The following is a 24,581-nucleotide window of genomic DNA, read 5'->3' as shown; positions in this document are numbered from 1 at the left end:
TCATTTCTGAGCCTAACAAGTTTCATGCAGAACAGTTGCGGTCGGAGGAAATGATTATCAATGTAGGTCCTCAACACCCCTCAACACATGGTGTATTGCGATTGGAGGTAATCAGTGATGGCGAAACTATAGTAGATGTAGTACCTCATTTAGGATATTTGCATAGATGTTTTGAAAAACATGCAGAGTCTTTACCCTACAACCAAACTATCCCATTTGTAGACCGCATGGATTATATGGCTGCTATGAATAGTGAACATGTGTGGGCAATGGGAGTAGAAAGAATGCTAGGTATAGACAAAGATATTCCTAAACGAGTTGAGTATATACGAGTATTGGTAGCAGAGCTTAATCGTATCGCTTCTCACTTTGTGGCTATCGGTACCTATGCTCTTGACATTGGAGCATATACACCGTTTTTGTGGCTGATGAGAGATCGGGAACATATCCAGCGATTACTCGAATGGATATGTGGTGCGCGTATGTTATACAATTACATTTGGGTAGGAGGATTATACTACGACCTGCCTGTAGGCTTTGAGGAGCGTTGCCGTGATTTTATAAAGTATCTGAAACCTAAATTAATAGAACTTCAACAACTCGTTATTGAGAATAAAATATTTGTACAACGAACTGCAACTGTAGGCGTTCTCCCTCTGGCTGTTGCTGTAAATTACGGATGTACAGGTCCTGTGTTACGCGGATCAGGACTGCGATGGGATCTGAGACGGGTGGACAATTACTCTGTATATCCCGAACTGGATTTTGAAATACCTATTGGGAAAGGAGAAATGGGGGCATTGGGAGATTGTTGGGACCGCAATAATGTGAGAGTGCTTGAATGTTATGAATCCCTGAAAATTGTAGAACAATGCTTAGACCAGTTGCAGGGGAAATTTATCCGAACTCGTGAGTTTGATCCACAAGCACTAGTGCCTAAAAAGATACGTCCCAAATCCATGGAGTTTTATATAAGAGGCGAAAGTGCAAAAGGAGAACTTGGATTCTTCTTTAAAACAGATCCTGCCGGGAAAAGCGACACCCCATTCAGAGTAAAAGCCAGGGCCTGTAGCTTTCATAACCTTTCTGTTTTACCTGAAATATCCAGAGGCGCATTATTAGCTGATTTGATAGCTGTAATTGGTTCGTTAGATTTGGTAATGGGAGAAGTAGATCGCTAGATATCTGGGGGATCATTCTGCGAGCCTATTGCTTCACAATAGAAAAAACGCCAATTTTGTAGGATAACCGAATTCATTATATGAGCCACTTGTTTTATAAACTTCTTGTTTTTACCATTTTAGTTACACCTTTGGCAGTTTTTGGGCAGACTTCAGACTCCGCGTCTGCTGCTCAGGAAGCACGTATCTGGGCAGATGTTCGTAAACCCTACTTTAAAGCGACAGTTGATGATTCACTATTTGTCGTAAATAATAGTAATTTCCCTTTTCACTATGACTATTATACACGTGCCGAACTAGCTGGATTTATGGAGCAGATGTTCTTTAATGCAAGGATTGGTGATATCGTTGGCCCTTTGTTTTTAGATGGATATGCAATTTTGTATAAAGTAATTGAATTTGATAGTACCTATCGCATGAAAGCAAGCCAGATTTTTCTAAAACCTGAAGGCAATACAGCAAAAGACACAGCAAATGCTGTTAAGAAAGCAAATAAGATAGTGAAAGAAATTGCAAAAGGATTAGATTTTGCGGAAGCCGCTAAAAAATATGGAGCAGATGAAGCTTCCAAAAAAGGTGGCGACATTGGCTGGTTTGGAGAAGGTTTGATGGTTAAAGAAATTGAAACTCCTGTTTTAAACGGAAAGAGAGGGGATGTGTTTGTTGCAAAGACACCTTTTGGTGTACATATTGTCAAGATTACAGATGACAAAGTAAAAGAGCCTCATGGCCGCATCAAGGTAATACCCTTAATGAAGAGAATCGGAGAACCTTGAGAAAAATAATAAACAGTAAGATTCCATTAAAATCAGGAACTTTATACCAAATAAAGTAGGTTCTCGTTTGTAGTATACTAGAGATTTTACCAGATTCTTTTTTCTTCTGTGGTATAATAGTAAGTTTCTGTTGTCTGAGATATGAAAAAAAAGACAGTTAGAAGTCCGATTGATCACAAATTACGTATATTTGCATTATTACCTTAAAAACTCTCATTATGGAACTCTCAGCCATTTTTGCATTTCTGGGTAACTTAGGCGGTCCCGAAATATTTCTGATTGTATTGTTTGTATTGATTTTCTTTGGAGCAAAGAAAATTCCTGAACTGGCGCGGGGCTTAGGTAAAGGGATTAAGGAATTCAAAGATGCAACTCGTGAAGTGCAAAACGAAATCGAAGACAGCGTAAAAGACGAACCTAAGAAAGCTATTAAATAACTTCTTAATACAGTTTTATAGCCACATATAGTGAAATGGTATTAAAATCGTTTCTCTATATGTGGTTTTTTTAGTTATATAAGGTTCGTAAATTTACTAACTGAACCTCCTTTCTGAGCTGGTTAGAAATCTTTCATGTGTACTGGGTTGTGTTATCTCGGTGATTCTGCCTACATTTGACACATATTTTGTAACAAGCCCCTTATTTGCTGTTTTGAAAAGATACAATACACTACAGGAAATCTCATCAGATATCAAGTCTGGCATTATAACCTGTCGGCAATTAGTAGAATATTATCTTCTGAATATTGAAAATCAAAAGCATTTAAATGCCTTTGTAGAAGTATATACCAATGAAGCCCTTTTACGTGCAGATGAAATCGATACGAAGATTTCAGAAGGAAAGGCTGGACGATTAGCTGGAATGGTGGTGGGTTTGAAAGATGTGTTATGTTATACAGGGCATAGAGTACAGGCTGGTAGTAATATTCTCGAAGGCTTTGTGTCTCCTTATACAGCAACTGCTGTGCAACGTTTACTTGATGAAGATGCTATAATCATTGGTCGTCAGAACTGCGATGAATTTGCTATGGGATCTTCCAATGAAAGTTCTGCTTTTGGTCCTGTGTTAAATGCGGCTGATCCCACACGGGTACCTGGAGGTTCATCAGGTGGCTCTGCTGTGGCTGTGCAGGCAGATATGTGTTTGGCTTCACTTGGCTCTGATACAGGTGGATCTGTAAGGCAACCTGCTGCATTTTGTGGAATTATAGGGGTAAAGCCAACCTATGGCCGGATTTCCAGATATGGCCTTATTGCCTATGCTTCTTCATTTGACTGTATCGGCACCTTTACTCGAAGTATAGAGGATGCTGCTTTATTGCTGGAAATTATGAGTGGGAAGGATGAGTGGGATAGTACTTCTTCGCAAACACCAGTTAACGCTTATTCCCAACAAAAAGAAACCCGTCAAAAATATAAGATTGCTTACATTCGTGAAACCATTGAAAACGATGCAATCGCACCTGAAATCCGCGAAACAATACTTAAAACACTTTCATGGTTAAAAGATAACGGGCACGAAATAGAAGCGATAGATTTTCCTTTACTTGAATACATTTTACCAACCTACTATATTCTCACTACAGCAGAAGCAAGTTCTAACTTGTCCAGATTTGATGGTGTAAGATATGGGTATAGAACCAAAGATGCGGATTCGCTGGATAATTTGTACAAAAAGACTCGTTCTGAAGGGTTTGGCGAAGAAGTGAAACGTCGTATCTTGTTAGGTACTTTTGTTCTGAGCGCTAATTATTACGATGCTTATTATACAAAAGCACAACGTGTCAGAAGGTTGATTCAGGAAAAAACTAAAGAGCTATTTGCTGAACATGACTTTATTTTATCCCCTGTAGCACCAACTACAGCATTCAAGCTAGGAGAAAATACCTCAGACCCATTAGAGATGTATCTGGCGGATATTTTTTCTGTGCAGGCAAATGTGGTAGGTATTCCTGGTATTTCAATTCCAACGGGTGTTGACTCACAAGGCTTACCAATCGGGATTCAGATTATGAGTGACTTTTTTGAAGAAGATGAACTTCTGACATTTGCAAAATATTTACAAAAGGACGCCTTTTAAGCAGAAAAGTGAATATAATAAGAGTTGTATAAATAGTGTATTTGGTAGAAAAATGATTGTTTGATTTTTTTTAGAGAGTGAATATACAATGCCATTAAGGTAAATTTTACTATCTTTTTTACTTGAGCAGGGTTCCATAAAAATAGCATTTTTGCTGTATAAAGTACATCAGATCTTAACATTTAGGTAATATTTTGTAGTTTTACCGTGTCTAAGGATTTGTTCTAACCTACTAAACCTTGTCTGATATGAATCAGAAACTGACGCAGCGAATGCGCCACGTGATATGGCTTTTTGTTTTTTCTCCTTTCTTTATTCTGACTACTGCTCAGGCTCAAGAAACTCAGGATATTCCATTACCTCCTCCTTTGCCTATTGATGTTCCTCCGATTATTCTCGATGAAGAAGATTCTGTTCGTATACAACCTGTTCAGGATACTACCTTTGAATTTCCGGAAGAACTGATTAAAGAACGGTTAGCTCAGATCGAATCTGATATCCCTCTCCATTATAATAAGGATATTAAGGCGTTCATGGAGTTATTCACGATGCGAAAGAGAGATTATGTTCGACGTGTATTGACTCAACAGTCTTTCTACTTCCCCATTTTTGAAACAGAGCTGAAAAAGAATGGTATGCCTACAGAGCTTAAATATCTATCTGTAGTAGAATCTGCCTTAAACCCTAAAGCTGTTTCTCGTGCTGGTGCTGTTGGATTATGGCAGTTTATGCCATATACTGGTAAAGAGAGTGGATTGTATCAGGATGCCTATATCGATGAGCGTATGGATATCTATAAATCTACTCGTGCAGCCTGTGCTTATCTGAAAATGTTATATGGAATGTTTTCGGATTGGGAACTAGCAATGGCTGCTTATAATTGTGGTCCTGGCGCTGTTCGTAAAGCTATTCGTCGTGCAGGAAACAAAACTAGCTTCTGGGAGATTTATCCTTTTCTTCCTAAAGAAACACGATCTTATGTGCCAATCTATGTTGCTACTACCTATGTAATGCAGTTTCATCAGGATTATTTATTCTCTGTTGCAGAACCTAGACCTTATATAGAATCAGATACTATTCATATTACACAGCCTGTAGATCTTGAGTTGTTGGCAAATGAGTTGAATATTAGTATGACTGAAGTGCTTGCATTCAATCCACATCTGAAAAAGAGTGTAATTCCTGCCTATATGAAGAATTATCCATTGCGTTTACCAATGGAAAAACTAGCGGTTTTACGGGAATATAAATCAGATATGTTTTTAGCTGCTGCACCTAAAAAGCCACTACCAGAAACCTCATTTACACCAGCTGTTATGGCTGCAAGCATGAACAAACGTTCCAGTCTGAATAAGACCGCTGCTGTAGCCGGACGTAAGAAGGTAACTCATACTGTTGCTTCAGGAGATGTGTTGGGTCATATAGCAGAATTGTATAATGTAGGGGTTAGTGAATTAAAGCGCTGGAATAATTTACGTAACAATACAATACAGGCAGGCCAAAAACTGGCTGTTTGGGTGCAGTCTCATACGTGGAAACAAGCCAATAAAGCAGAAGGTGATAATGAAGTGACTGCTGATGCTAATGTGAAAAAAGGTGTTTATGAAGTTCAGGCTGGCGATACACTTTGGAGTATTTCTAAAAATCAAGGCGTTAAAGTTGATATCATTAAGAAATTGAATAAGTTGAAAGGAAATGATTTGAAGCCTGGACAGAAATTAATTATGGGATAAGATTACTCATTGTTATAACACAAAAAAGATCATTTGTTTAAACAAATGATCTTTTTTGTGTTATAACATAGTTGTAGTAGTTACGCTGCATATTGCCTGTTCAGTTCTTCCTGAACCATTTGTTTTAATAGCTTTTTATACCGCATTTTAGTTGTTTTTACAACGTCCTCGCTATTGTAACCGAGTATTTGGGTAATTTCTCTAAGACTTTTTTTCTCGTAATAGAAAAGCTGGATGATTGTTTGTCCTTTTGAGGATAGCTTTTGAACAGTCTCATTAATTACATCTATTGTTTCTTCAAACCAATCATTATGAGGGTCGGAAGATGAAATAGTATCTGCCAGTGTGTCTAGTTCTGAAAAAGTACCAATATGATTTTTTTGCTTTGTTCTTTTCTTCAAGTAAACATATATAAGGTTTTTAGCGATCCCGTAAAAGTAAGTTTTTACTGTAGATCGTAGTTCTTGCAGCTTTCCTTTTTGATAATTTTCAAAAAGAACAATTACTGCATCCTGATAAATGTCAATAGCCTCTTCTGGTGATAAACTGTAGTGTTTATATGCCCATTTTAAAAATTCAACCCGATGAGTAACGTAAAACTGATCTAAAAAGCACAGTTCATCAGACGTTTGCTTCTCTGATGTACAATTTTCAGTGTTGATAGGTGAAACCGAGCGATGCATAGGAATAGTTGTATAGTTATAGTATAAGTTGCGAAAAGTTAATTAGGAAATCAGATTCTGCTTAGAAATTACCTTATCAGTTACATATGTAATTTTTATCAAAGATTCATCTTATTTATTCAGTAGTAAATACCCGATAATAAGGTTTTTATCTACCTACTTTTGGGGATATTTTGTCTACCTATTTTCGGGGAGAGATAGTTTAGACGAGAAATATGAGGAGAAATAAAAGACAAAACCTGGAAATACTGACAGATGAACGCAGCGTTTCCAGGTTAAGAAAAAAATGGTAAGAGATGTATTCTAGTTAGATTAGGCCGTTTTGGACAGCATATTTAATGAGAGAGTAGGAATTTTTTAGTCCTAACTTTTTTAACATATTTTTTTTGTGTGTCTCAACTGTATCGGGACTTATATAGAGTTTCTGGGCTATTTCAGGAGCTGTAAACTCCTGAGCTAATAATTTTAATACATCTAATTCCCGATGTGTTAACTTTACTCTGTGTTCTGACTGATTTGTCTGAGGCATATACTCATAAGCCAGATGAAGCATTACTGCTTCACTGAAATACTTCTTTCCTTCGGCCGCACTATAAATTGCCTTTTGTAATTCTTCTTTGCTTGAGTCTTTGAGTATATATGCTGATACATTTGCCCGTAGAGCTTCCTTTACATATTCAGGATTTACATTCATACTGACTAGTACCACTTTTACTTTAGGATATGTGATGCTAATACGTTGTGCAGTACTTAATCCATCGGAAACAGGCATATTGATATCCATCACTACTACATCGCAAGTGTGTTTCTGTAATAGTTGGATTACCTGTTCACCATTATTGGCTGTCGCTGCAATACTTACATTTTCAATCTGCGTCAAAATTGCCGCAATACCATCTAAAAAAAGACGGTGATCGTCTGCGATAATAATTTTTATCATAAAACTGAAATCTGTGCAAAGGTTGCCAGATTTTTACTCTTTACATAGTAGTAGAGAGTAAAATATATAAACCTGAATGTGGTATTTTTGGTGTTGAGATCCAAATCAGTTAATTCTAACACTTTTTCGAAAAATCCGTGTAATTTTCTGGGCTCTATCCGTGATAGGGTAATGGGTTTAAAAGTGAAACAAGAGTTTTGAATTTAGTTATTTAGAAATATACTAAAGATTAATGGAATACGTATATTAAATAAGTTGATATTCAAATAGTTGTTGTTTGTTTAAGTAGGCTCTATATTTATATATTTACGGTCTGAATAAAAAATACACACTTTGTCATTCAAGTTTATAGAAATTGTACAAAGTTATGTAACTTACATAATTCTTGCTGAAAGATGAGAAACCTTTTATGATTCAAAAGCTAGTACTGTTTCTGTTGCTTTCAGGTAGCCTTATTGTATCTGTACAATCTCAAAATCAGATCTTCAGACATTTAGAGGCGCCTGCTGAAATAAACAATCTGGAGATCTTCTGTACTTTTCAGGATAGTAATGGATTAATGTGGATTGGCACAAATAATGGTCTATATTCATATGATGGATACAGTTTCAGACATTACGAGAATCCAGTAGAAGGTGATTTTTCTATTACTGTTATTCAAGAAGTTGACCATAAGCTTTGGTTGGGCGCCTGGCGCAATTCAGGTTTATGGATGTTTGATAAAACCACAGGTATCTTTACAAACGCAAAAGACTTACCAGGTTTTGCTTCATTTTTAGCTAATGTTTTTTCAGTTAGAAACATATATCTGGACGGAAATATAGTCTGGTTTATTGCCACATTAATGCAAAGAAAAAGTAGTGTATTGGTAAAGTATAATCTTCTGACCAGAGAATTTAATTACTACTATTTCAGAAACCCTGCTCACATTGATCATCTGGAATTCAATACTTTCACAAAGACCATAGAGGCGGGGAGAGAAATAATGTGGATTGGAACTCATATGAATGGATTGTATGAATTTGATCTGGAAACCAGAAAATATACTATCCACTTACCTGATCCAAAAAAAACGACTTCTTTAAGTCACTATGATATCCGATATGTATATGCTTCTCCATCTGAACCTGCTTTATGGATTGGTACCAAAGAAGGGTTGAACAAGATGGATTTGATGACCCGTCAGATTACACAAAAATATTTTTATAAGCCTGGCTCTGCAAATAGTATAACAGATGATCGTGTTTGGACAGTTCTGGAAATAAACCGAAAAGTATGGGTTGCTACTGAAAACGGATTGAGTTGTATTAATCTGATGACAAATCAGGTATCCCGGTTTCGTCATATAGCCAAAGACCCAGAAAGTATTACAGGCAGTTTTATTCGGGGCCTTTATCCTTGCCAGGGATTGTTATGGATATCCACTTTTGGAGGCGGGATAAACCAGGTTGACCTACAGTCTGCTAACTTTCAACATTATCCCTTAAGTTCTACTAATGAGGATGGATTGATTGGTAGTAGTATAACTGCATTGGATGTAGGAGACGATCAGGGAAAATCCGGAGTCTGGATTGGAACAGAAAATGGACTTTTCTTTCTGGATAGAAAGTCTAAAAGTATTAACAAGCATGTTGGTACAGAAAATGATCCCATGGCTTTTCATTCTATTCTTGCAAAGGATAATGTGCTATGGCTTGAAACCAGTAAAGGATTTAGAAAATACACTATTGCTACGCATAGTTTGTCAACTAGTGGTTTTAAACGTGAAACGGTTGATAGTCTTAGTAATAATAGTTGGTTTAGATCTTCTTTTACTACTGATCCTACCGGTATATGGATGGGAAGCTGGGAACATGGACTTACACATTTGGAGACATCCTCAGGAAAGATAAGAAACTATACACCTACACTATTGAATAATGTAGGAGGACGAGGAAGCAGACAAGCGACCTTTCCGTGTATTGTTACTCATAAAGGAAAGAAATATGTGTTCTTTATATCTACTGTACCTTATATTTCTGCTAATGTTCAGACTGAACGTAATTGTCTGGTGAGATTTGAACCGGAAACCAATGAATATACCTATTATACACAGGAACCTCAAACTCCTTACAGCCTTGCTGCAAATTATTTAACATCATTAAAAAGTTCTGGAGATAGTGTACTATGGTTGGGTACACATAAAAATGGATTGGAGAAGTTTGATATTTCAACAGAGCGCTTCACACATTTTCGGGTAAAGGAAGGTATTAAGTCTACTACTATCTTCAATCTGACTACTGACCTGCACGGAAATCTTTGGATGAGTACAAATGAAGGAATTTCCAAACTGGATATACATACAAAACATGTTACCGATTTTAAAGGAAAGTTTCTGGAAGGAAACTACTGGATGGTAATGGTAAGAGATAATTCAGGATACATTTATTGTGGGACAAATAATGGCGTATCGGTTTTTCATCCGGATAGTTTGAAAGTAAATCCTTATCCTCCATTTACTACCATTACCTCACTTCGGGTATTTGATAAGGAATATGATCCCAATATTCTGATTACACCTGGCAAGCAAATTACATTATCTTACAAGAATAATTTTGTCTCCTTTGAGTTTGCTGCCTTGAATTATCGTGAACCAGAACGTAACGAATATATGTATCAAATGGTTGGGGTAGATGAGCAATGGAATTATGCTGGTAGCCGAAGATATGTAAGCTATGCTAATATAGAGCCCGGAGAGTATGAGTTTAGAGTGAGAAGCAGTAATAATGATGGTATATGGAACTCTAAATGGACTTCTGTATTTATCTCTATTACACCGCCCTGGTGGGCAACAGTATGGTTCCGAACACTAATGGCTATCGTCGTACTCTTTTCTGTATGGGTTTTTTACCGGTTGCGTATTGATACATTAAAACAACGACAGGTACAATTGGAAATGCAGGTGAGAACGCGTACCTCTGAAATAATCTATCAGAAGGAAGAGATTGCCGTACAACAGAATGAACTAGCCAGAATGAATGAGTACCTGAAAGTGCTTTCAGATACATTGGAAGATCGTGTACATCTAAGAACTTCTGAACTGGTAAGAGCAAATGAAGAATTACGCCGGAAAAATGAGGAGATTCAGCAGGCTTTGATACAAGGGCAAACACTGGAACGAAAACGAGTCGCAGCTGAACTACATGATAATCTGGGTGGTTTACTTTCTGCTTTGAAATTTAATCTGGAAACATTGGATCTTCAAAACTTGTCAGAAGGAGAGAAAAATGTATATGAGAATGTATTGACTATGGTTGCTAATGCCTGTGTCGAGGTTCGTAATATCTCTCATAACATGTTGCCTGAGGTTTTGGAAAAAGAAGGATTGGAAGTTGCCTTGAAGCGATTTGTCTATTCCATTAATGCTACCAAGAAAATTGACTTTGAACTGGATCTGTTTGGGCTGGAAGAAAGACTGGAAAAGGATATTGAGTTTAGTATTTATCCTATTTGTGTGGAGCTTGTCAATAATATATTTAAGCATGCGGAAGCAACTACTGCTTCATTGCAAATTATTTTTTCCGAAAATGAGCTTTCTATTGTAGTAGAAGATAATGGAAAGGGTATTAAAAATAAGGATGGGGCAGATGGAATGGGACTAAAAAACCTGAAGTCACGTATAGAAGCGATGTTGGGTGTATACCATATTGACAGCGTACCAGAGAGGGGTACTACTATCTCAATTGAGATACCTCTGGAAAAGCGAAAAAATAGAAAATTAAATGTAAGCTGACCTCAATACTCCTCTATAGTGGAATTAGCCTTTTGTGACTCAAATCTGACTTCTTCAATTTTGACAAGTATTGTTCCTATCTTAACGGATTTCCCTGTCATATAACATAATTTGTAAACTTTTTTTCTTTCTTCGTTTATCCTCTACCTTTGCGCGCACATTTGTCAAATCAATAGTCAGACCTGCAGTGGTTCTGGTAGATACCGGATTAATTAGTTGCTAGTATTAGTTAATATAGACAAAATCAACAAAACTCTCAATACATGAGTATTCGTATTCCTTTTGTGCCTCTAAAAATTCGCCGTGAAGATGCGTTGGCATATCATGAACAGGGACAGCCTGGTAAAATTGAAGTGGTGCCAACAAAAATGCTTAGTTCTCAGTTAGATCTGGCTCTGGCCTATTCTCCTGGTGTGGCTGAACCTTGTAAAGAAATTGCGGAAAATCCGGAAAATGCGTATCGGTACACATCAAAAGGCAACCTTGTTGCTGTCATATCCAATGGAACAGCCGTATTAGGCTTGGGAAACATTGGAGCACAGGCGTCCAAGCCTGTAATGGAAGGCAAAGGTGTCTTGTTTAAAAAGTTTGCAGGAATTGACGTCTTTGACATTGAGATAGATTGTTCAGATCCACAGGAGTTTATTCGTATTGTAAAATCATTGGAACCTACTTTTGGAGGAATTAACCTGGAAGATATAAAAGCTCCGGAGTGCTTTGTTATTGAACAGGAACTTCGGAAGCAGATGAATATTCCAGTTATGCATGATGATCAGCATGGAACAGCTATTATTTCCTCTGCTGCCTTATTAAATGCACTGGAGATCGTAAAAAAGAAAATTGATGAAATCAAGGTGGTTGTTAATGGCGCGGGTGCCGCTGCTGTTGCCTGTGTGAAATTGTATATTGAGCTGGGTGTAAAAAAAGAGAATATCGTGATGAACGATATTAATGGAATTTTACATGTGGACAGAGAGGATCTGGATGATATGCGTCGGGTATTTGCGACCAGCCGTCCAGTATCAAACCTACTGGAAGCAATGAAAGATGCAGATATGTTTCTGGGGCTATCTGTTGGAAATGTACTAACTCCAGACCATCTGAAGCAGATGGCACCTGATCCGATTATATTTGCTCTGGCTAATCCTGAGCCAGAAATTTCATATGAACTGGCTATTGCTACACGTCCGGATGCCATTATGGCAACAGGGCGCTCTGATCACCCTAACCAGGTAAACAATGTGCTTGGCTTTCCTTATATTTTCAGAGGTGCCATGGATGTACGGGCAACAGAAATTAATGAAGCTATGAAACTGGCTGCTGTTCGGGCATTGGCACAACTGACAAAAGAACCTGTTCCTGAATCAGTAAACAAAGCCTATAATGATCAGGCCCTGGTATTTGGGCGAACTTATCTGATTCCAAAACCTCTTGATCCGCGCTTGATTACTACTGTATCTCCCGCTGTGGCCAAAGCTGCGATTGAAACCGGAGTAGCCAGATTACCGGTAGCTGATTGGGAGGTATATCACCAGCAATTGGAGAAACGAGTGGGTATTAATCAAAAACTCATGTCTCCGATCATTGCTCAGGCTCGCAGACAGCCTAAACGTGTAGTTTTTGCTGAGGCAGACACCTATAAAATTCTGAAAGCTGCTCAGATTCTGGTAGATGAGCACATTGCCTTTCCCATCCTGCTGGGAGATAAAAAGAAAATCCGGCAGATTATGGAGGATAATTATATAGAGATAGACAGATGTGAGATCATTGATGTTACTGAACAGCCTGAAGAAAAGCTCGAAGCCTATGCTCAGATGTTATATCAGAAGCGCCAGCGCAAAGGGGTAACATTATATGATGCCAGAAAAATGATTCTGGATCGTAACTATTATGGCGCGATGATGGTTCATGCTGATGAGGCAGATGCCTTAATCTCGGGTCTAACAAAAGAATATGCCCGTATCATACGGCCTGCTTTACAAGTGATAGGTGTTGAGCCTGGAGTGAATAGGGTTGCTGGTATGTATATTATTACCAATGCAAAAGGTGAATCTTATTTCTTTGCAGATACTACTGTGAATGCTAATCCTACTGCAGATGAATTAGTTGACATTATTGGATTGACTGCCCGTAAAGTTCGCTTCTTTGGTATAGAACCACGGATGGCAGTTTTATCCTACTCAAACTTTGGCTCAGTCGCAGGAGAGCAACCTGAGAAAGCACTTTTAGCTGTACAGAAAGCAAAACAAAAATATCCGAATCTGATTATCGATGGAGAAATTCAAGCTAACGTTGCATTGGATACTCAACTATTGCAGGAAAATTATCCTTTTAGTGATTTAGCAGAATCAGGTGCAAATACTTTGATATTTCCGGAACTAACATCAGGTAATATCTCGTATAAGCTATTACAGGAAATCGGCGGTAATGAAGCCATTGGACCAATTCTGATGGGAATGAAAAAACCTGTTCATGTATTACAATTGGGTAGTTCTATCCGGGAAATTGTAAATATGGTAGCAATTGCTGTTGTAGAAGCGCAGCACTAAGCTGTATAAAGATTTCTGCGGACATATACCCGCAGAAATCTATCTATTTTAAATTGAGGAAAAATAATTTTTTTTTAATTGCTACGTTTAGACTGTGTGATCTGAATTATAGTGATTTTACTATCTTTTTGTATCGTTTAACCACGCCTTATTAACTGTACGTTTACTATTTATGATTGCTTATATTGAAGGGAGACTCACTCACAAAGAGCCTGCATACGTAATAATTGATGTCAATGGTGTCGGATATGAGATACGAATTTCTTTACAAACCTATAGTGCCTTGCCTGAAGGCGAAAAGTGTCGGTTACATACCCACTTTCATGTAAGAGAAGATGCTCAGATCTTATATGGATTTGCTGATCGAGCAGAAAAGAAAATATTTCTTGATCTAATGAGTGTATCTGGTATTGGTGCCAATACTGCTTTAATGATGCTCTCATCTCTGTCCTCAATGGAAATACAGCAAGCTATTGTCTCTGAAGATGTAAGAACCATTCAAAGTGTAAAGGGAATTGGAAGTAAGACTGCACAGCGAGTGATACTGGAGTTACGTGATAAAGTGAAAAAAGACTTATATCTTACATCCAGTACTCAAACCTTACCGGTTACCTCTGGAAATACTATTCGCAATGAGGCGTTATCTGCATTGACTACTCTTGGTATCCCAAGAAATGTCGCAGAAAAGAGTATAGATACAGTGATGAAGCAGGAAGGCAGTTCGCTGAGCCTGGAACAGGTTATAAAGCTAGCTCTGAAAGTCAGTTAGTTTAAATACGACACTAATCTGAATAAAAAACAAGTCCTTTTCCTAATTAATAGGACTCCTATTTACGCTTGCTGACAGATCTATCACTGATGTGTTGTCGGTGAGACTGTGGTCTGTATTCTACTTTTGATAGTCAACCATATCAAGACCAGAAACTTAGTGTTTATTAATACTGATTTTCTGTTTATTTCATACATGCGACACTATCAACGCGGATTTCTAACAGAAATGGGAAACAAAGCCGTGTATTTTGTATTACCAAAGGAAATGATGTTAGTATAACTATTTGATAGATAGTATTTCCTTACGATATAATCTGAAATTATCCATAACAATCCTGTTATCAGACATTGAAGTTTAGCAGTTACATTCTAGTTTCGGGTGGAGTATTGTTTTCGCTTAGTTCCTGGTGGTCAGAATCCGAGAACGATAAGCGGGGATATAAGCTTTTTCCGAAATTATCTCAGGTTACCTATTCGGTAGGTGCCCCTCCTGATAGTATTCGAAAAGACAGTAGCTTGAGAGATACTCTTAAAAAAGGAAAAAGAGGCTTATCATTCTATAAGCGAGACCGGTATGGCGATCCCTTTACAGATCGTCCAGGTCGGTCTCCCTTGGAACTGAAAGATCCTTCCAATGTGAAAACAGATGTTTCGGTCGATACAGCAGGAAATGTGACTATCGCTGAAACCGTCGGTTCTGTTCCTTACAGACCTTCTACTACCTTGACCTATAAAGAGTTCTCTGAGTATTCAGACCGCAAACTGGCAGTTGACTACTGGCGATCCAAAACCGAGGCAGCAGGAGGCAAAAGTGAAATGACAGGACGCAAACTGATTCCCAAGATTTATATCAGTCCTGTGTTTGATCGCATATTTGGAGGTAATTATATTGATTTTCAGACCAATGGATTTGTAACACTGGATTTTGGAGCTCAGTGGCAACGAGTGCAGAACCCGAACTTGCCCATTCGCCAGCAACGGTACTTTCTGCCCTTGAACATGGATCAGCAGATTAACCTGAACTTTACAGGTAAGGTAGGAGAGAAGTTAAAGATCACTGGTGCGTTTGATACCAAAGCCAGCTTTCAGTTTGAACAGAACTTTAAGCTGGATTATACAGGGTATGATCATGAGATTATTCAGAAGGTAGAAGCGGGCAATGTGAGTATGCCCTTGAACAGTACCTTGATTCAGGGTGTACAGAATCTGTTTGGATTGAAGACTCAGTTGCAGTTTGGAAAGCTGAAGGTAACTGGAATTCTTGCTAATCAGAGAGCTAAAGTTTCAGAGACAACTTTACAAGGTGGTGGTGTACAAAACAAGAAGTTTGAGTTTAAAGTATCTGAATACGAGGATAATCGACATTTTTTCCTGGGACATTTCTTCCGGGATAAGTATGAAACAGCACTAAGTACCTTACCTATTATAAGCTCAGGTGTACAGATTACTCGTCTGGAAGTATACGTAACCAACCGGAATAACACTACTGAAACGTTGCGTAATATGGTGGCTTTCCTTGATTTAGGAGATCCGAGTCCTTATCGTAAAGACAATCCTGTTTTGCAGCCTTTTACAGGAACGGGTCCTATACGAAATACAGCCAACAATCTCTATACCGCATTAAATACTGGTAATGTCCGAAATGTAGATCAGGTAAGTAATCAACTGGCTACTCTTGGCTTACAGAAAGGATCAGATTTTGAGATCTTACGGAGTGCCCGTAAGTTGGCTCAATCTGAATATAGCTTTAACTCACAACTAGGATATGTTTCACTGAATACTGCTCTTCGTAATGATGAAGTATTAGGGGTTGCATTTGAATATACCTACCAGGGACAATCGTATAAAGTAGGGGAATTAACAGAAGACTACTCCACTAGAGATCAGAATGAAGTTTTATTTCTGAAGATGTTGCGTCCATCTACTATAAAACTTGATCTGCCTACCTGGGATCTGATGATGAAAAACATTTATTCTCTGGGAGCTGGTCAGTTAAACAGAGATGGTTTTCAACTACGCGTTATTTATAAAGATGATTTAACAGGTATTGACAATCCCAGCCTGCAACAGGGAGCTAACACCAAAGATGTGCCACTTTTGCAAGTATTCAATCTGGATAAATTGAACCCTCAGGGTGATGCACAGGCCGATGGTAACTTTGACTGGGTAGAAGGTGTAACAGTAAACAGCCAGTATGGACGAATCATATTTCCTGTGCTAGAACCTTTCAGTTCCGACTATTTAACCAAGTCAAGAAGGCAAGGTGCCAGAACATTACCACCTTGGTTAGATCCCGTAAGCGAACTGGCTCTGGTGAATAAGTATTCATTCAACACACTTTACAGTTCAACCAAACAGGAAGCCCAACAGGTTGCCGCTAAGAATAAATTCTTTATTAAGGGTAGTTACCAGACAAGCGGGGCTACAAATCAGGTTGCCTTGGGTATGGTAGGAGTAGATGCAAACTCAGTGGTAGTGACAGCAGGAGGCCGCACGTTGGTTCAAGGACAAGATTATATTGTAGAAAATGGAAACGTTACTATTCTAAATGAAGGTATTCTATTATCTGGTCAGGAAATTCAGATTCGTTCAGAGCAAGCTGATTTGTTTCAGAATCAGGTGCGTACAGTAATGGGTGCGAGATTGGAATATGTATTTACGAAAGATTTCTCAATTGGTGCTACACTGATGCGTATGCGGGAACGTCCGCTATTGAGAAGGGTATCAATGGGTAACGAACCCTTGAATAACACTATATTGGGTTTTGATGTGAACTTTAGAAAAGAATCTCGTTTTCTAACCCGTATGGTAGACAAGCTTCCTTTTCTGTCTACTAAGGAGTTGTCGAATATTACGTTCAATGGAGAATTTGCCAAATTATTTCCAGGGGTTGCTCCATTGGTGCAGGGTAATTCATATGTTGATGACTTTGAAGGATCTGAGACATCATTCTTGCTAACACGTTCTCCACAGATTTATTGGAGGCTAGGAGCTACCCCATTGATGTTTCCTGATGCCAATGTAGGAACTAATGCATTACCTTATTCCTATCATCGGGCTAAATTGGCATGGTATACCATTGACAATACATTCTATAGAGATAATCTGCCTGGTGGAATCAGCGAAGGCCAAATCAATAATCACTATGTACGGGTGGTAGTGCCTACAGAGGTATTCCCACAACAGGCACAACAGCAGATTATTACTAACCTGCAAACAATGGATGTTGCGTATTATCCACAGGAACGTGGAATGTATAACTACAATCCGAATCTGGATGCACAAGGTCGATTCCGCGATAATAGTAAAGATGCATTGAAAAAAAACTGGGCAGCGATTTCTCGCGGAATTACATATGATGTGGATTTTGATAATGCTAATGTTCAGTATATAGAATTCTGGATGATGGACCCCTTTATTGAGTCTGATCGAGGGGTAATTAATGATGGATTTACTACTTTCAGGGGGGATCAGCGTGAGGGAGGAGATATTTATTTTAACTTGGGGAATGTGTCTGAAGATGTAATGAAAGATGGCAAACATAACTTTGAAAATGGTTTGCCTATCAGTGCTACAGATGACCAGCGTCCAGTAACAGAAAGTGTGTGGGGTAAAGCTCCTTCCAGTTCCTGGATTAATAATGCCTTTGACAATACTTCCGGAGCCCGCCAAAGACAGGATATTGGTTTGGATGGGTTGACAACAGAAGAAGAAAAGGCCTTTTTTAATAGCGGACAAGAAGATCCTTCTGCCGATGACTTTGCACATCCATTAGATCCAAAATTTGATAGTGAAGGCAATTTGCTGGTGCGTCATAAAAACTTTAATGGATATGAAAATAACTCACCAGATGCTACAGGTCAGGATTTCTCACGAGCTGCTACTACATTGCCAGATAATGAAGATCTGAACAATGATCAGACAATCAACGATATTGAATCTTATTATCAATATAAGATCCATGTGTCACGAGATCAGATGCAGGTAGGACAAAACCACATTGTCGCAATCAATGAGTCCAGTGAAAGTGGAGAGGCTGTAAAATGGTATCAGTTCAGAATTCCAGTGCGAGAGTATACAGATAAAGTAGGAGACATAGAAGGTTTTAAGTCCATCCGTTTTATGCGTATGTTCCTGACCAACTTTGCCCAGCCACACGTATTTCGTATGGCTAACTTTCAGTTGGTAGCTAACCAGTGGAGGGTATATACAGATAACCTGTATGATAAAGATCTGCAACTTCCTTCCGAACCATACGATGCCAACTTTACACTAGGTACTGTTAATATTGAAGAAAACAGTTCTGTTGGAAATGGTAATCTGTTTCCTTACAAGATTCCTCCAAATCTTCCTCGTGACCGGGATATCACAACGCTGAATAACCGTCAGTTAAATGAGCAATCTCTACGATTATGTGTGGATGATCTTCGTGATCGGGATGCACGGGCTGTTTATAAGAATGTTAGTCTGGATTTTATCAATTACAAAAATCTGAAACTCTATATTCATGCTGAATCAGACAATGATCAGACACTAAGGAGTGCTGATTCTTTGCGTGCCTTTGTTCGTTTAGGTACAGATTATACTGACAACTATTACGAAATAGAGGTCCCTCTCATGTTTTCTACGGTAGGAGATACAGCTACTGCCAATATCTGGCCTGACTGGAATCAGATTAATCTGCCCTATGCAAAACTGGCAGAAATCAAATCAAACCGAAACCGGAGAGGACAAAGTGTTCTGGTTCCTTATTCTGAATTCTTACAAGATCAGACAATTTCTGGAAAACGTTATAGAATTACCGTAGTTGGTAATCCGGATTATAGTGCTATTCAGGTACTCATGCTGGGTATGCGGAATGCCAGATCTCTTGACATGCAGCCTAAAAAGGCTTGTATCTGGCTTGATGAATTACGTAGTGAAGGCTTTAACCAGCAGGGAGGATTTGCCGCTACTGCACGTATGAATGTAAAACTGGCCGACTTTGCCAATATTACAGCTGCTGGAGATATTGAAACATTTGGGTTTGGAGGTATTCAGCAACGTATAGCCGAACGTGCTCGTCAGAATACAATGCATTATAGTATTGGGGCAAACGTAAATCTGGAGAAATTATTCCCTCAATGGTTAGGTATCAAAATCCCTATGTTTGTAGGATACGAAAGAGAACGAATAAAACCTCGATACAATCCATTGGATCCGGATGTGCCTTTGGATATGTCTATTGAGTCCCGTTTTGCAAACAAATCTGAAGCAGAAGCAGATGAATACCGGAAAATGGTGGAAGACAATACTACCCGGCGAAGTATTAATTTTACCAATGTACAGAAAATCAAACCAACTGGTGTGACTAAAAGTCATATCTGGGATCTTTCAAACTTCTCATTTAATTATTCATACAGTGATATTACCCGCACCAACATCACTACAGCGTTATATTATCAAAAGAATGTGCGGGGAGGGATAGGGTATGTCTTTAATACAACTCCCAATTATTTTGAGCCTTTTAAAAACAGCAAGGCTTTGGATAAACCAGCCTGGAAATGGTTGAAGGATTTTAACCTGAATCTGATTCCTTCCAATATTGCGATTCGAGGTGATCTGAACCGGATGTTTACAAAGACACAATATCGAAACGCAGATCCGTCTGCACTAGGTACAGGACTTACAACTGTAGGTGTGAAACCATTGTACGAAAAGTCATTTACTTTTAACCGGAGTTATGATGTACTCTGGAATTTCACCCGTAATCTGTCTTTTAACTATTCAGCTATTGCTAATGCCGTTATTGATGAACCAGACGGGGATATTAATGATACTGAATTGAGGCCAGGATTTAGTAAAAGAGATTCTGTTGTGTATAATCTAAAGAGATTTGGCAGGATGAAAAACTTCCAGCAGCATGCTACTGCTACCTATCGTATGCCTCTGGATAAGTTTCCTATTACCAACTGGGTAAGTGCTGATGTGAGATACGCAACTGCCTATAACTGGAGAGCATCTGCTTTGGGTGTAGCTGATACATTGGGTCTGTTCTTTGGGAATTATGCAGACAATAGTCGTCAACGTGCTATCAATGGTCGTATAGATTTGTTGAAGCTCTATAACAAATTGCCTTTCCTGAAGAAAATAAATGAACCAGCTCGACGTCCAACTGCCAGACCAACGACACGCCCAACTCCAGGACAACCTGGTGCTCCAGTTGCAGTTCAGCGGGATACTGTAAAACGGCCACCACAGTTTAAGTTTTTCAAGGGTATTGTGCGAACATTGATGACAGCCCGAAATGTTAATTTCAGCTATACAATAGATGAGACGACTTCTCTACCTGGTTTTATGCCGCATGCTCGTTTTCTGGGATTAGATAGCTCTTTACTGGCGCCTGGACTTGGATTCACTTTATTGGGTAGTCAGGATGCTGGAATCCGGCAGAAAGCTGCTAAAAATGGATGGCTTACACAAAGTACTCAGCTCAATACTCCATTTATGCAGACTCTGGCAAAGAACTTTACTGCACAGGCAGATCTGGAACCATTCAGAGATTTCAAGATTCGACTCAATGTAAAGAAAACACAAACTCAGGAATATAGCGAGATGTTTAGAGATGTCAATCCTAGTCTGACAGAGTCTGATTACGAAAGTCAAAACGCAGTAAAATCCGGAACGTATTCTATCTCATTCATTAGCATTAAAACTGCGTTTCAGGACAACCGATCCACTTTCGAAGAGTTTGAAAAGAATGCAGGTATTATGAAGAACCGGTTTGGTGAACGGGTTACTGGAACAGGTAAATATGATACTACTTCTCAGGACGTATTAATTCCTGCTTTCATTGCTACCTATTCAGGTAAGTCTCTGAATAAGGCTAAGTTGACTTCTTTTCCGAAAATCCCATTGCCTAACTGGAATATTACCTATGCTGGTTTATCGAAATTAGAAGTGTTTAAAAATATCTTTTCTTCGATTAACATCACCCATGGATATTCTTCAACGTACACAATAGGAAGTTACCGGAGCCCTCAGGAATATGCCTCTTCCGGGCTGATAGGTTTGAATAGTTCGCTGGATGCATTGGGATATGTACCCAATGTGAATAATGATAGTGTATATATACCACTATTAATTACAGACCGTGTAACTATCACTGAACGTTTTTCACCATTAATTGGAATTGACTTACGTACACCCAGTAAACTAACTGCCCGGATTACATATAATAAAGAGCGAACAGTTTCATTGATAACCACAAGCCGTCAGGTAAGTGAGATTACCAATCAGGATGTGACAGTGAGTATCGGATATACTAAGAACAATCTGAAATTACCTTTCCGGGTGCAGGGAGAACAACGGGTGTTGAAAAACGATGTGCAGTTTCGATGTGATGTGCGATTCCTGGATTCAAAAACCATTCAGCGTCGGTTCCAGGGAGTCAATACACCGGTAGCTGGAAACTTCCAGGTGTCGGTTAAACCAACGATTCAGTATGCAATTAATCAACGGGTGAATATAACGGTGTATTTTGAACGAAATGTAAACAGACCTGTAGTCAGTACTTCTTATCCACGATCAGATACACGATTTGGGTTCCGTATGCAGTATAATCTTAGCCAGTAATTATTTGTACTGGTTAAGATTACAAACTATTAAGACACACTTATGATCTTACTTCGAATAGCGAAGAGTACCAATCCGACACGGCTTCGTACGTTCAACTTTTCAAACAAATGTTCTCTATATCCATCAATGGTTCGTACACTCAAACACATCTGATCGGCAATTTCTTTATAGGTAAGTTCCGTGCATACCATCTTCAAAAATTCTATTTCCCGGTCGTTTAATCCATGAATGTGTTGTACATGCGTTTCTACTATAGGTTTGGCTATGCTCTTTGCCAGTGTACCACTGACCAGATCCGAATAATAGAATCCTTTCTGGATCAGATCATCCAATGCATGTTTTAACTCATGAGTTTCTGCATCTTTTAGAATGTAGCCACTTACACCGATACGCAACATTTTAATGATTGCGGTCTCCGAATCATACATGGAAAGCACGAGTATCTTAATGGAGGGATGATGCTTGCGCAGCCAGGTTGCTGTTTCATATCCATCCATTTCAGGCATGTTGACATCCAGTAGAACAAGATCTGGAAGAGGCTCTGACGATAACTTCTGAATAAATTCCTTCCCATTGGTAGCTTCGAGTACTACCTTGTAATCTGTAAATCCATTGATTAATTCAACCAAACCCCGGCGAAATAATTTATGGTCATCTACCAGTGCTACCTGGATTTGTCCTATAGGTTGTTGCATGATCAGATATTCAAATCGTTGAGGTCGTTGGAATAAAAAGTCTGAATGTAGTACCTTCCTGAATAACACTATTAAGGGCCACTTCTGCCTGTATCATTTTTGCTCGGGTATAAATGTTATTGATGCCAGAACCTTTTTCATATAAATCTGCTCCTTTTAATTCTTCCATGTCGAAGCCAATACCATCGTCTTTGATGATTAATTCAAAAGAATCTAATCGGTAATCAATAAAAGCTTGTATTTCCTGTGCTTTGGCATGTTTTATAATGTTGTTCAGGACTTCCTGAGCAATTCGAAATATAATAATTTGCTTTTGCGCATCCAATTTGCGTTCTACTCCCTTCACTTCCATATAGGTTGTGCAGGCTCCCGTTTTTTGAATAGATTCCAGTTCGAATTCGATAGCTTCTGAAAAGTTGCTCTGAATGATGATATCGGTATTTAATGTTTTGGACAGATCCCGTAAATCTTGTAACGCTTTTCCTACAAGGTCTTTGGTATTTATGAGTTTGGATTGGAGCTTTTCATCCTCTATCGGGCCAACTGTATTAAGATTGAGTTTGACCAGTGAAAGGATCTGACCAATATTATCATGAATTTCCTGAGAAATATAGTGTAGTGTTTGTTCCTGAATTTCAAGTCTGGTGCGTAACAACTCCTGCTGATAGATATTTTTCATCTCCTCTTTTTCATGTAGGTATTTATTGTGCTGATGCTGACTGATTAGCACAAATACAATGACAAAAAAAGTGATAGCGAATAATAAGACTGTAATCGCTAGAACTATCTTTATTTCTTCAGAGAGGGTGTGCATAATATCCCTATAAAAACGTAAACACACATAATCAAAAATACGATATTATGTATGCGCCACAAAAAAGCAGCATCTGTAATATGATCCTGGGTAAGCTTCCGATAAGTAATAAATATAAAGAAGTTACAAGTATAATAGGTAAAGAGACCAGTTGTATACCAGAATGTTTTTGATTTAAGAATATTTTCGGTAGGCGGAGAGGTTAAGTTCTCAAGATAATACATTAAACTGTAAATAGTGAGAATAAAACTGGCAACAGATAATGAGTTACTGTTGAAGACATCCAGGCTTTCCCAGAACGACACATTAATTACAAAAAAAACAAAAAAGAGACCTAATATGATTAGTGTTATTTTCTTATAATTCTGGTGTCGGAATATTTGATGAAAATAGAGGGAAAGAATTATAAATGAGGTTAAGCAATTGAGATGATACACATACAAATTGTTTGTGTGATGAAATATATCTATTACGGCACTTGCTACAAGATTCAGTAAAATCTGTAACAGTATATAGTAGAGCACATAGTCATTTCTGAATACTACTTTTCGGAGAAAGGCAAAGAAAAGTAATATAAAGGGTGAAATAACATCTAGGTAAAAGATTAATTTAAATGACATTAAGTTAACAGTATTCCATAGCGACAAAAAAACTACTATTCATCCAGCCACTAATGTGTTGGCTGGATGAAAATCCTTTAAGCCAATGGTTAACCACAGCCGGGAGGGGTTGGACAGCCAAGGATTCCGCCACCGCCATCTTTCGCAAGACCAGATGAAGATGAGACTGTCGCTATGACTTTTGCCAAAAATTCTTTTCTTGGAAGATTAGGGTCTCTTGTAAACTGAACAGATACCACCACAAAATCATCATCGGATGCATCTGCAATCAGATCCTTCATGTCTTTGACACTGAATTCGTAATTTTGCATAGAGCGAATAAATGGATTAAAATTAAAGATAGGCTCGGTG

General features: G+C 38.4%; 14 protein-coding genes. 9 read left to right on the top strand and 5 right to left on the bottom strand.

Annotated features, from left to right (window positions below):
- Nucleotides 1–2 precede the first annotated feature (2 nt).
- From QNI15_RS04575 to QNI15_RS04555, 5 genes are all read left to right on the top strand, one after another.
- On the top strand, nt 3–1,181 hold the full coding sequence (locus tag QNI15_RS04575; RefSeq protein ID WP_390902159.1) for an NADH-quinone oxidoreductase subunit D: 1,179 nt from the start codon (nt 3–5) through the stop codon (nt 1,179–1,181).
- Between the two features lie 80 nt (nt 1,182–1,261).
- Nucleotides 1,262–1,957, top strand: a complete 696-nt coding sequence (locus tag QNI15_RS04570; protein ID WP_314002971.1) for a peptidylprolyl isomerase — start codon at nt 1,262–1,264, stop codon at nt 1,955–1,957.
- A 218-nt stretch (nt 1,958–2,175) separates the two neighbouring features.
- Nucleotides 2,176–2,394, top strand: coding sequence for a Sec-independent protein translocase subunit TatA/TatB (locus QNI15_RS04565; protein WP_313986729.1), 219 nt, complete (start codon nt 2,176–2,178; stop codon nt 2,392–2,394).
- A 214-nt stretch (nt 2,395–2,608) separates the two neighbouring features.
- On the top strand, nt 2,609–4,036 hold the full coding sequence (gene gatA, locus QNI15_RS04560; protein ID WP_314030751.1) for an Asp-tRNA(Asn)/Glu-tRNA(Gln) amidotransferase subunit GatA: 1,428 nt from the start codon (nt 2,609–2,611) through the stop codon (nt 4,034–4,036).
- Nucleotides 4,037–4,284: 248 nt separating this feature from the next.
- Nucleotides 4,285–5,769 (top strand): lytic transglycosylase domain-containing protein, encoded by a 1,485-nt coding sequence (locus tag QNI15_RS04555; protein WP_314002975.1) that lies wholly within the window; start codon nt 4,285–4,287, stop codon nt 5,767–5,769.
- Between the two features lie 80 nt (nt 5,770–5,849).
- Here the strand turns inward: QNI15_RS04555 and QNI15_RS04550 are convergent, their stop codons facing one another.
- Both QNI15_RS04550 and QNI15_RS04545 read right to left on the bottom strand, forming a co-directional pair.
- Entirely contained in the window at nt 5,850–6,452 is a 603-nt protein-coding gene (locus QNI15_RS04550) for a sigma-70 family RNA polymerase sigma factor (protein ID WP_314002977.1), read from the bottom strand.
- A gap of 307 nt (nt 6,453–6,759) precedes the next feature.
- On the bottom strand, nt 6,760–7,392 hold the full coding sequence (locus tag QNI15_RS04545) for a response regulator transcription factor (protein ID WP_314002979.1): 633 nt from the start codon (nt 7,390–7,392) through the stop codon (nt 6,760–6,762).
- Nucleotides 7,393–7,801: 409 nt separating this feature from the next.
- On the opposite strand from QNI15_RS04545, the gene QNI15_RS04540 reads away from it, so the two are divergent.
- From QNI15_RS04540 to sov, 4 genes are all read left to right on the top strand, one after another.
- The gene (locus QNI15_RS04540) at nt 7,802–11,164 is read left to right on the top strand and encodes a ligand-binding sensor domain-containing protein (RefSeq protein WP_314002980.1); all 3,363 of its coding nucleotides are present in this window, start codon (nt 7,802–7,804) and stop codon (nt 11,162–11,164) included.
- 263 nt (nt 11,165–11,427) lie between these two features.
- Nucleotides 11,428–13,713 carry an NADP-dependent malic enzyme gene (locus tag QNI15_RS04535; RefSeq protein ID WP_314030749.1) on the top strand — a complete coding sequence of 762 codons (2,286 nt, stop codon included), beginning with the start codon at nt 11,428–11,430 and terminating at the stop codon, nt 13,711–13,713.
- Between the two features lie 172 nt (nt 13,714–13,885).
- Entirely contained in the window at nt 13,886–14,482 is a 597-nt protein-coding gene (gene ruvA, locus QNI15_RS04530) for a Holliday junction branch migration protein RuvA (RefSeq protein ID WP_313986748.1), read from the top strand.
- Between the two features lie 350 nt (nt 14,483–14,832).
- Nucleotides 14,833–22,098 (top strand): T9SS outer membrane translocon Sov/SprA, encoded by a 7,266-nt coding sequence (sov, locus tag QNI15_RS04525; RefSeq protein ID WP_314030748.1) that lies wholly within the window; start codon nt 14,833–14,835, stop codon nt 22,096–22,098.
- Between the two features lie 29 nt (nt 22,099–22,127).
- On the opposite strand, the gene QNI15_RS04520 is transcribed toward sov, so the two are convergent.
- The 3 genes from QNI15_RS04520 to QNI15_RS04510 all read right to left on the bottom strand — a co-directional run bounded on the left by QNI15_RS04520 (nt 22,128) and on the right by QNI15_RS04510 (nt 24,541).
- Complete coding sequence (locus tag QNI15_RS04520; RefSeq protein ID WP_314030746.1) at nt 22,128–22,796, bottom strand: response regulator transcription factor; 669 nt, start codon at nt 22,794–22,796, stop codon at nt 22,128–22,130.
- Nucleotides 22,797–22,806: 10 nt separating this feature from the next.
- A complete protein-coding gene (locus QNI15_RS04515) occupies nt 22,807–23,610 on the bottom strand; it encodes a sensor histidine kinase (protein ID WP_314002986.1) in 804 nt (267 codons plus the stop codon).
- A gap of 709 nt (nt 23,611–24,319) precedes the next feature.
- A complete protein-coding gene (locus QNI15_RS04510) occupies nt 24,320–24,541 on the bottom strand; it encodes a hypothetical protein (protein ID WP_314002988.1) in 222 nt (73 codons plus the stop codon).
- Between the last annotated feature and the right edge of the window lie 40 nt (nt 24,542–24,581).

Origin of the sequence: Xanthocytophaga flava (assembly GCF_030068545.1) — a bacterium.
Classification (GTDB): domain Bacteria; phylum Bacteroidota; class Bacteroidia; order Cytophagales; family 172606-1; genus Xanthocytophaga; species Xanthocytophaga flava.
The sequence above is the reverse complement of the archived record's forward strand: the minus strand, read 5'-3'. Positions and strand labels throughout refer to the sequence as shown.

Coding starts and splice junctions, on each gene's coding strand:
- QNI15_RS04570 (WP_314002971.1), top strand. CDS start 1,262: ATGAGCCACTTGTTTTATAAACTTCTTGTTTTTACCATTTTAGTTACA.
- QNI15_RS04565 (WP_313986729.1), top strand. CDS start 2,176: ATGGAACTCTCAGCCATTTTTGCATTTCTGGGTAACTTAGGCGGTCCC.
- QNI15_RS04555 (WP_314002975.1), top strand. CDS start 4,285: ATGAATCAGAAACTGACGCAGCGAATGCGCCACGTGATATGGCTTTTT.
- QNI15_RS04520 (WP_314030746.1), bottom strand. CDS start 22,796: ATGCAACAACCTATAGGACAAATCCAGGTAGCACTGGTAGATGACCAT.
- ruvA (WP_313986748.1), top strand. CDS start 13,886: ATGATTGCTTATATTGAAGGGAGACTCACTCACAAAGAGCCTGCATAC.
- QNI15_RS04535 (WP_314030749.1), top strand. CDS start 11,428: ATGAGTATTCGTATTCCTTTTGTGCCTCTAAAAATTCGCCGTGAAGAT.
- QNI15_RS04510 (WP_314002988.1), bottom strand. CDS start 24,541: ATGCAAAATTACGAATTCAGTGTCAAAGACATGAAGGATCTGATTGCA.
- QNI15_RS04515 (WP_314002986.1), bottom strand. CDS start 23,610: ATGCACACCCTCTCTGAAGAAATAAAGATAGTTCTAGCGATTACAGTC.
- QNI15_RS04540 (WP_314002980.1), top strand. CDS start 7,802: ATGATTCAAAAGCTAGTACTGTTTCTGTTGCTTTCAGGTAGCCTTATT.
- QNI15_RS04550 (WP_314002977.1), bottom strand. CDS start 6,452: ATGCATCGCTCGGTTTCACCTATCAACACTGAAAATTGTACATCAGAG.
- QNI15_RS04545 (WP_314002979.1), bottom strand. CDS start 7,392: ATGATAAAAATTATTATCGCAGACGATCACCGTCTTTTTTTAGATGGT.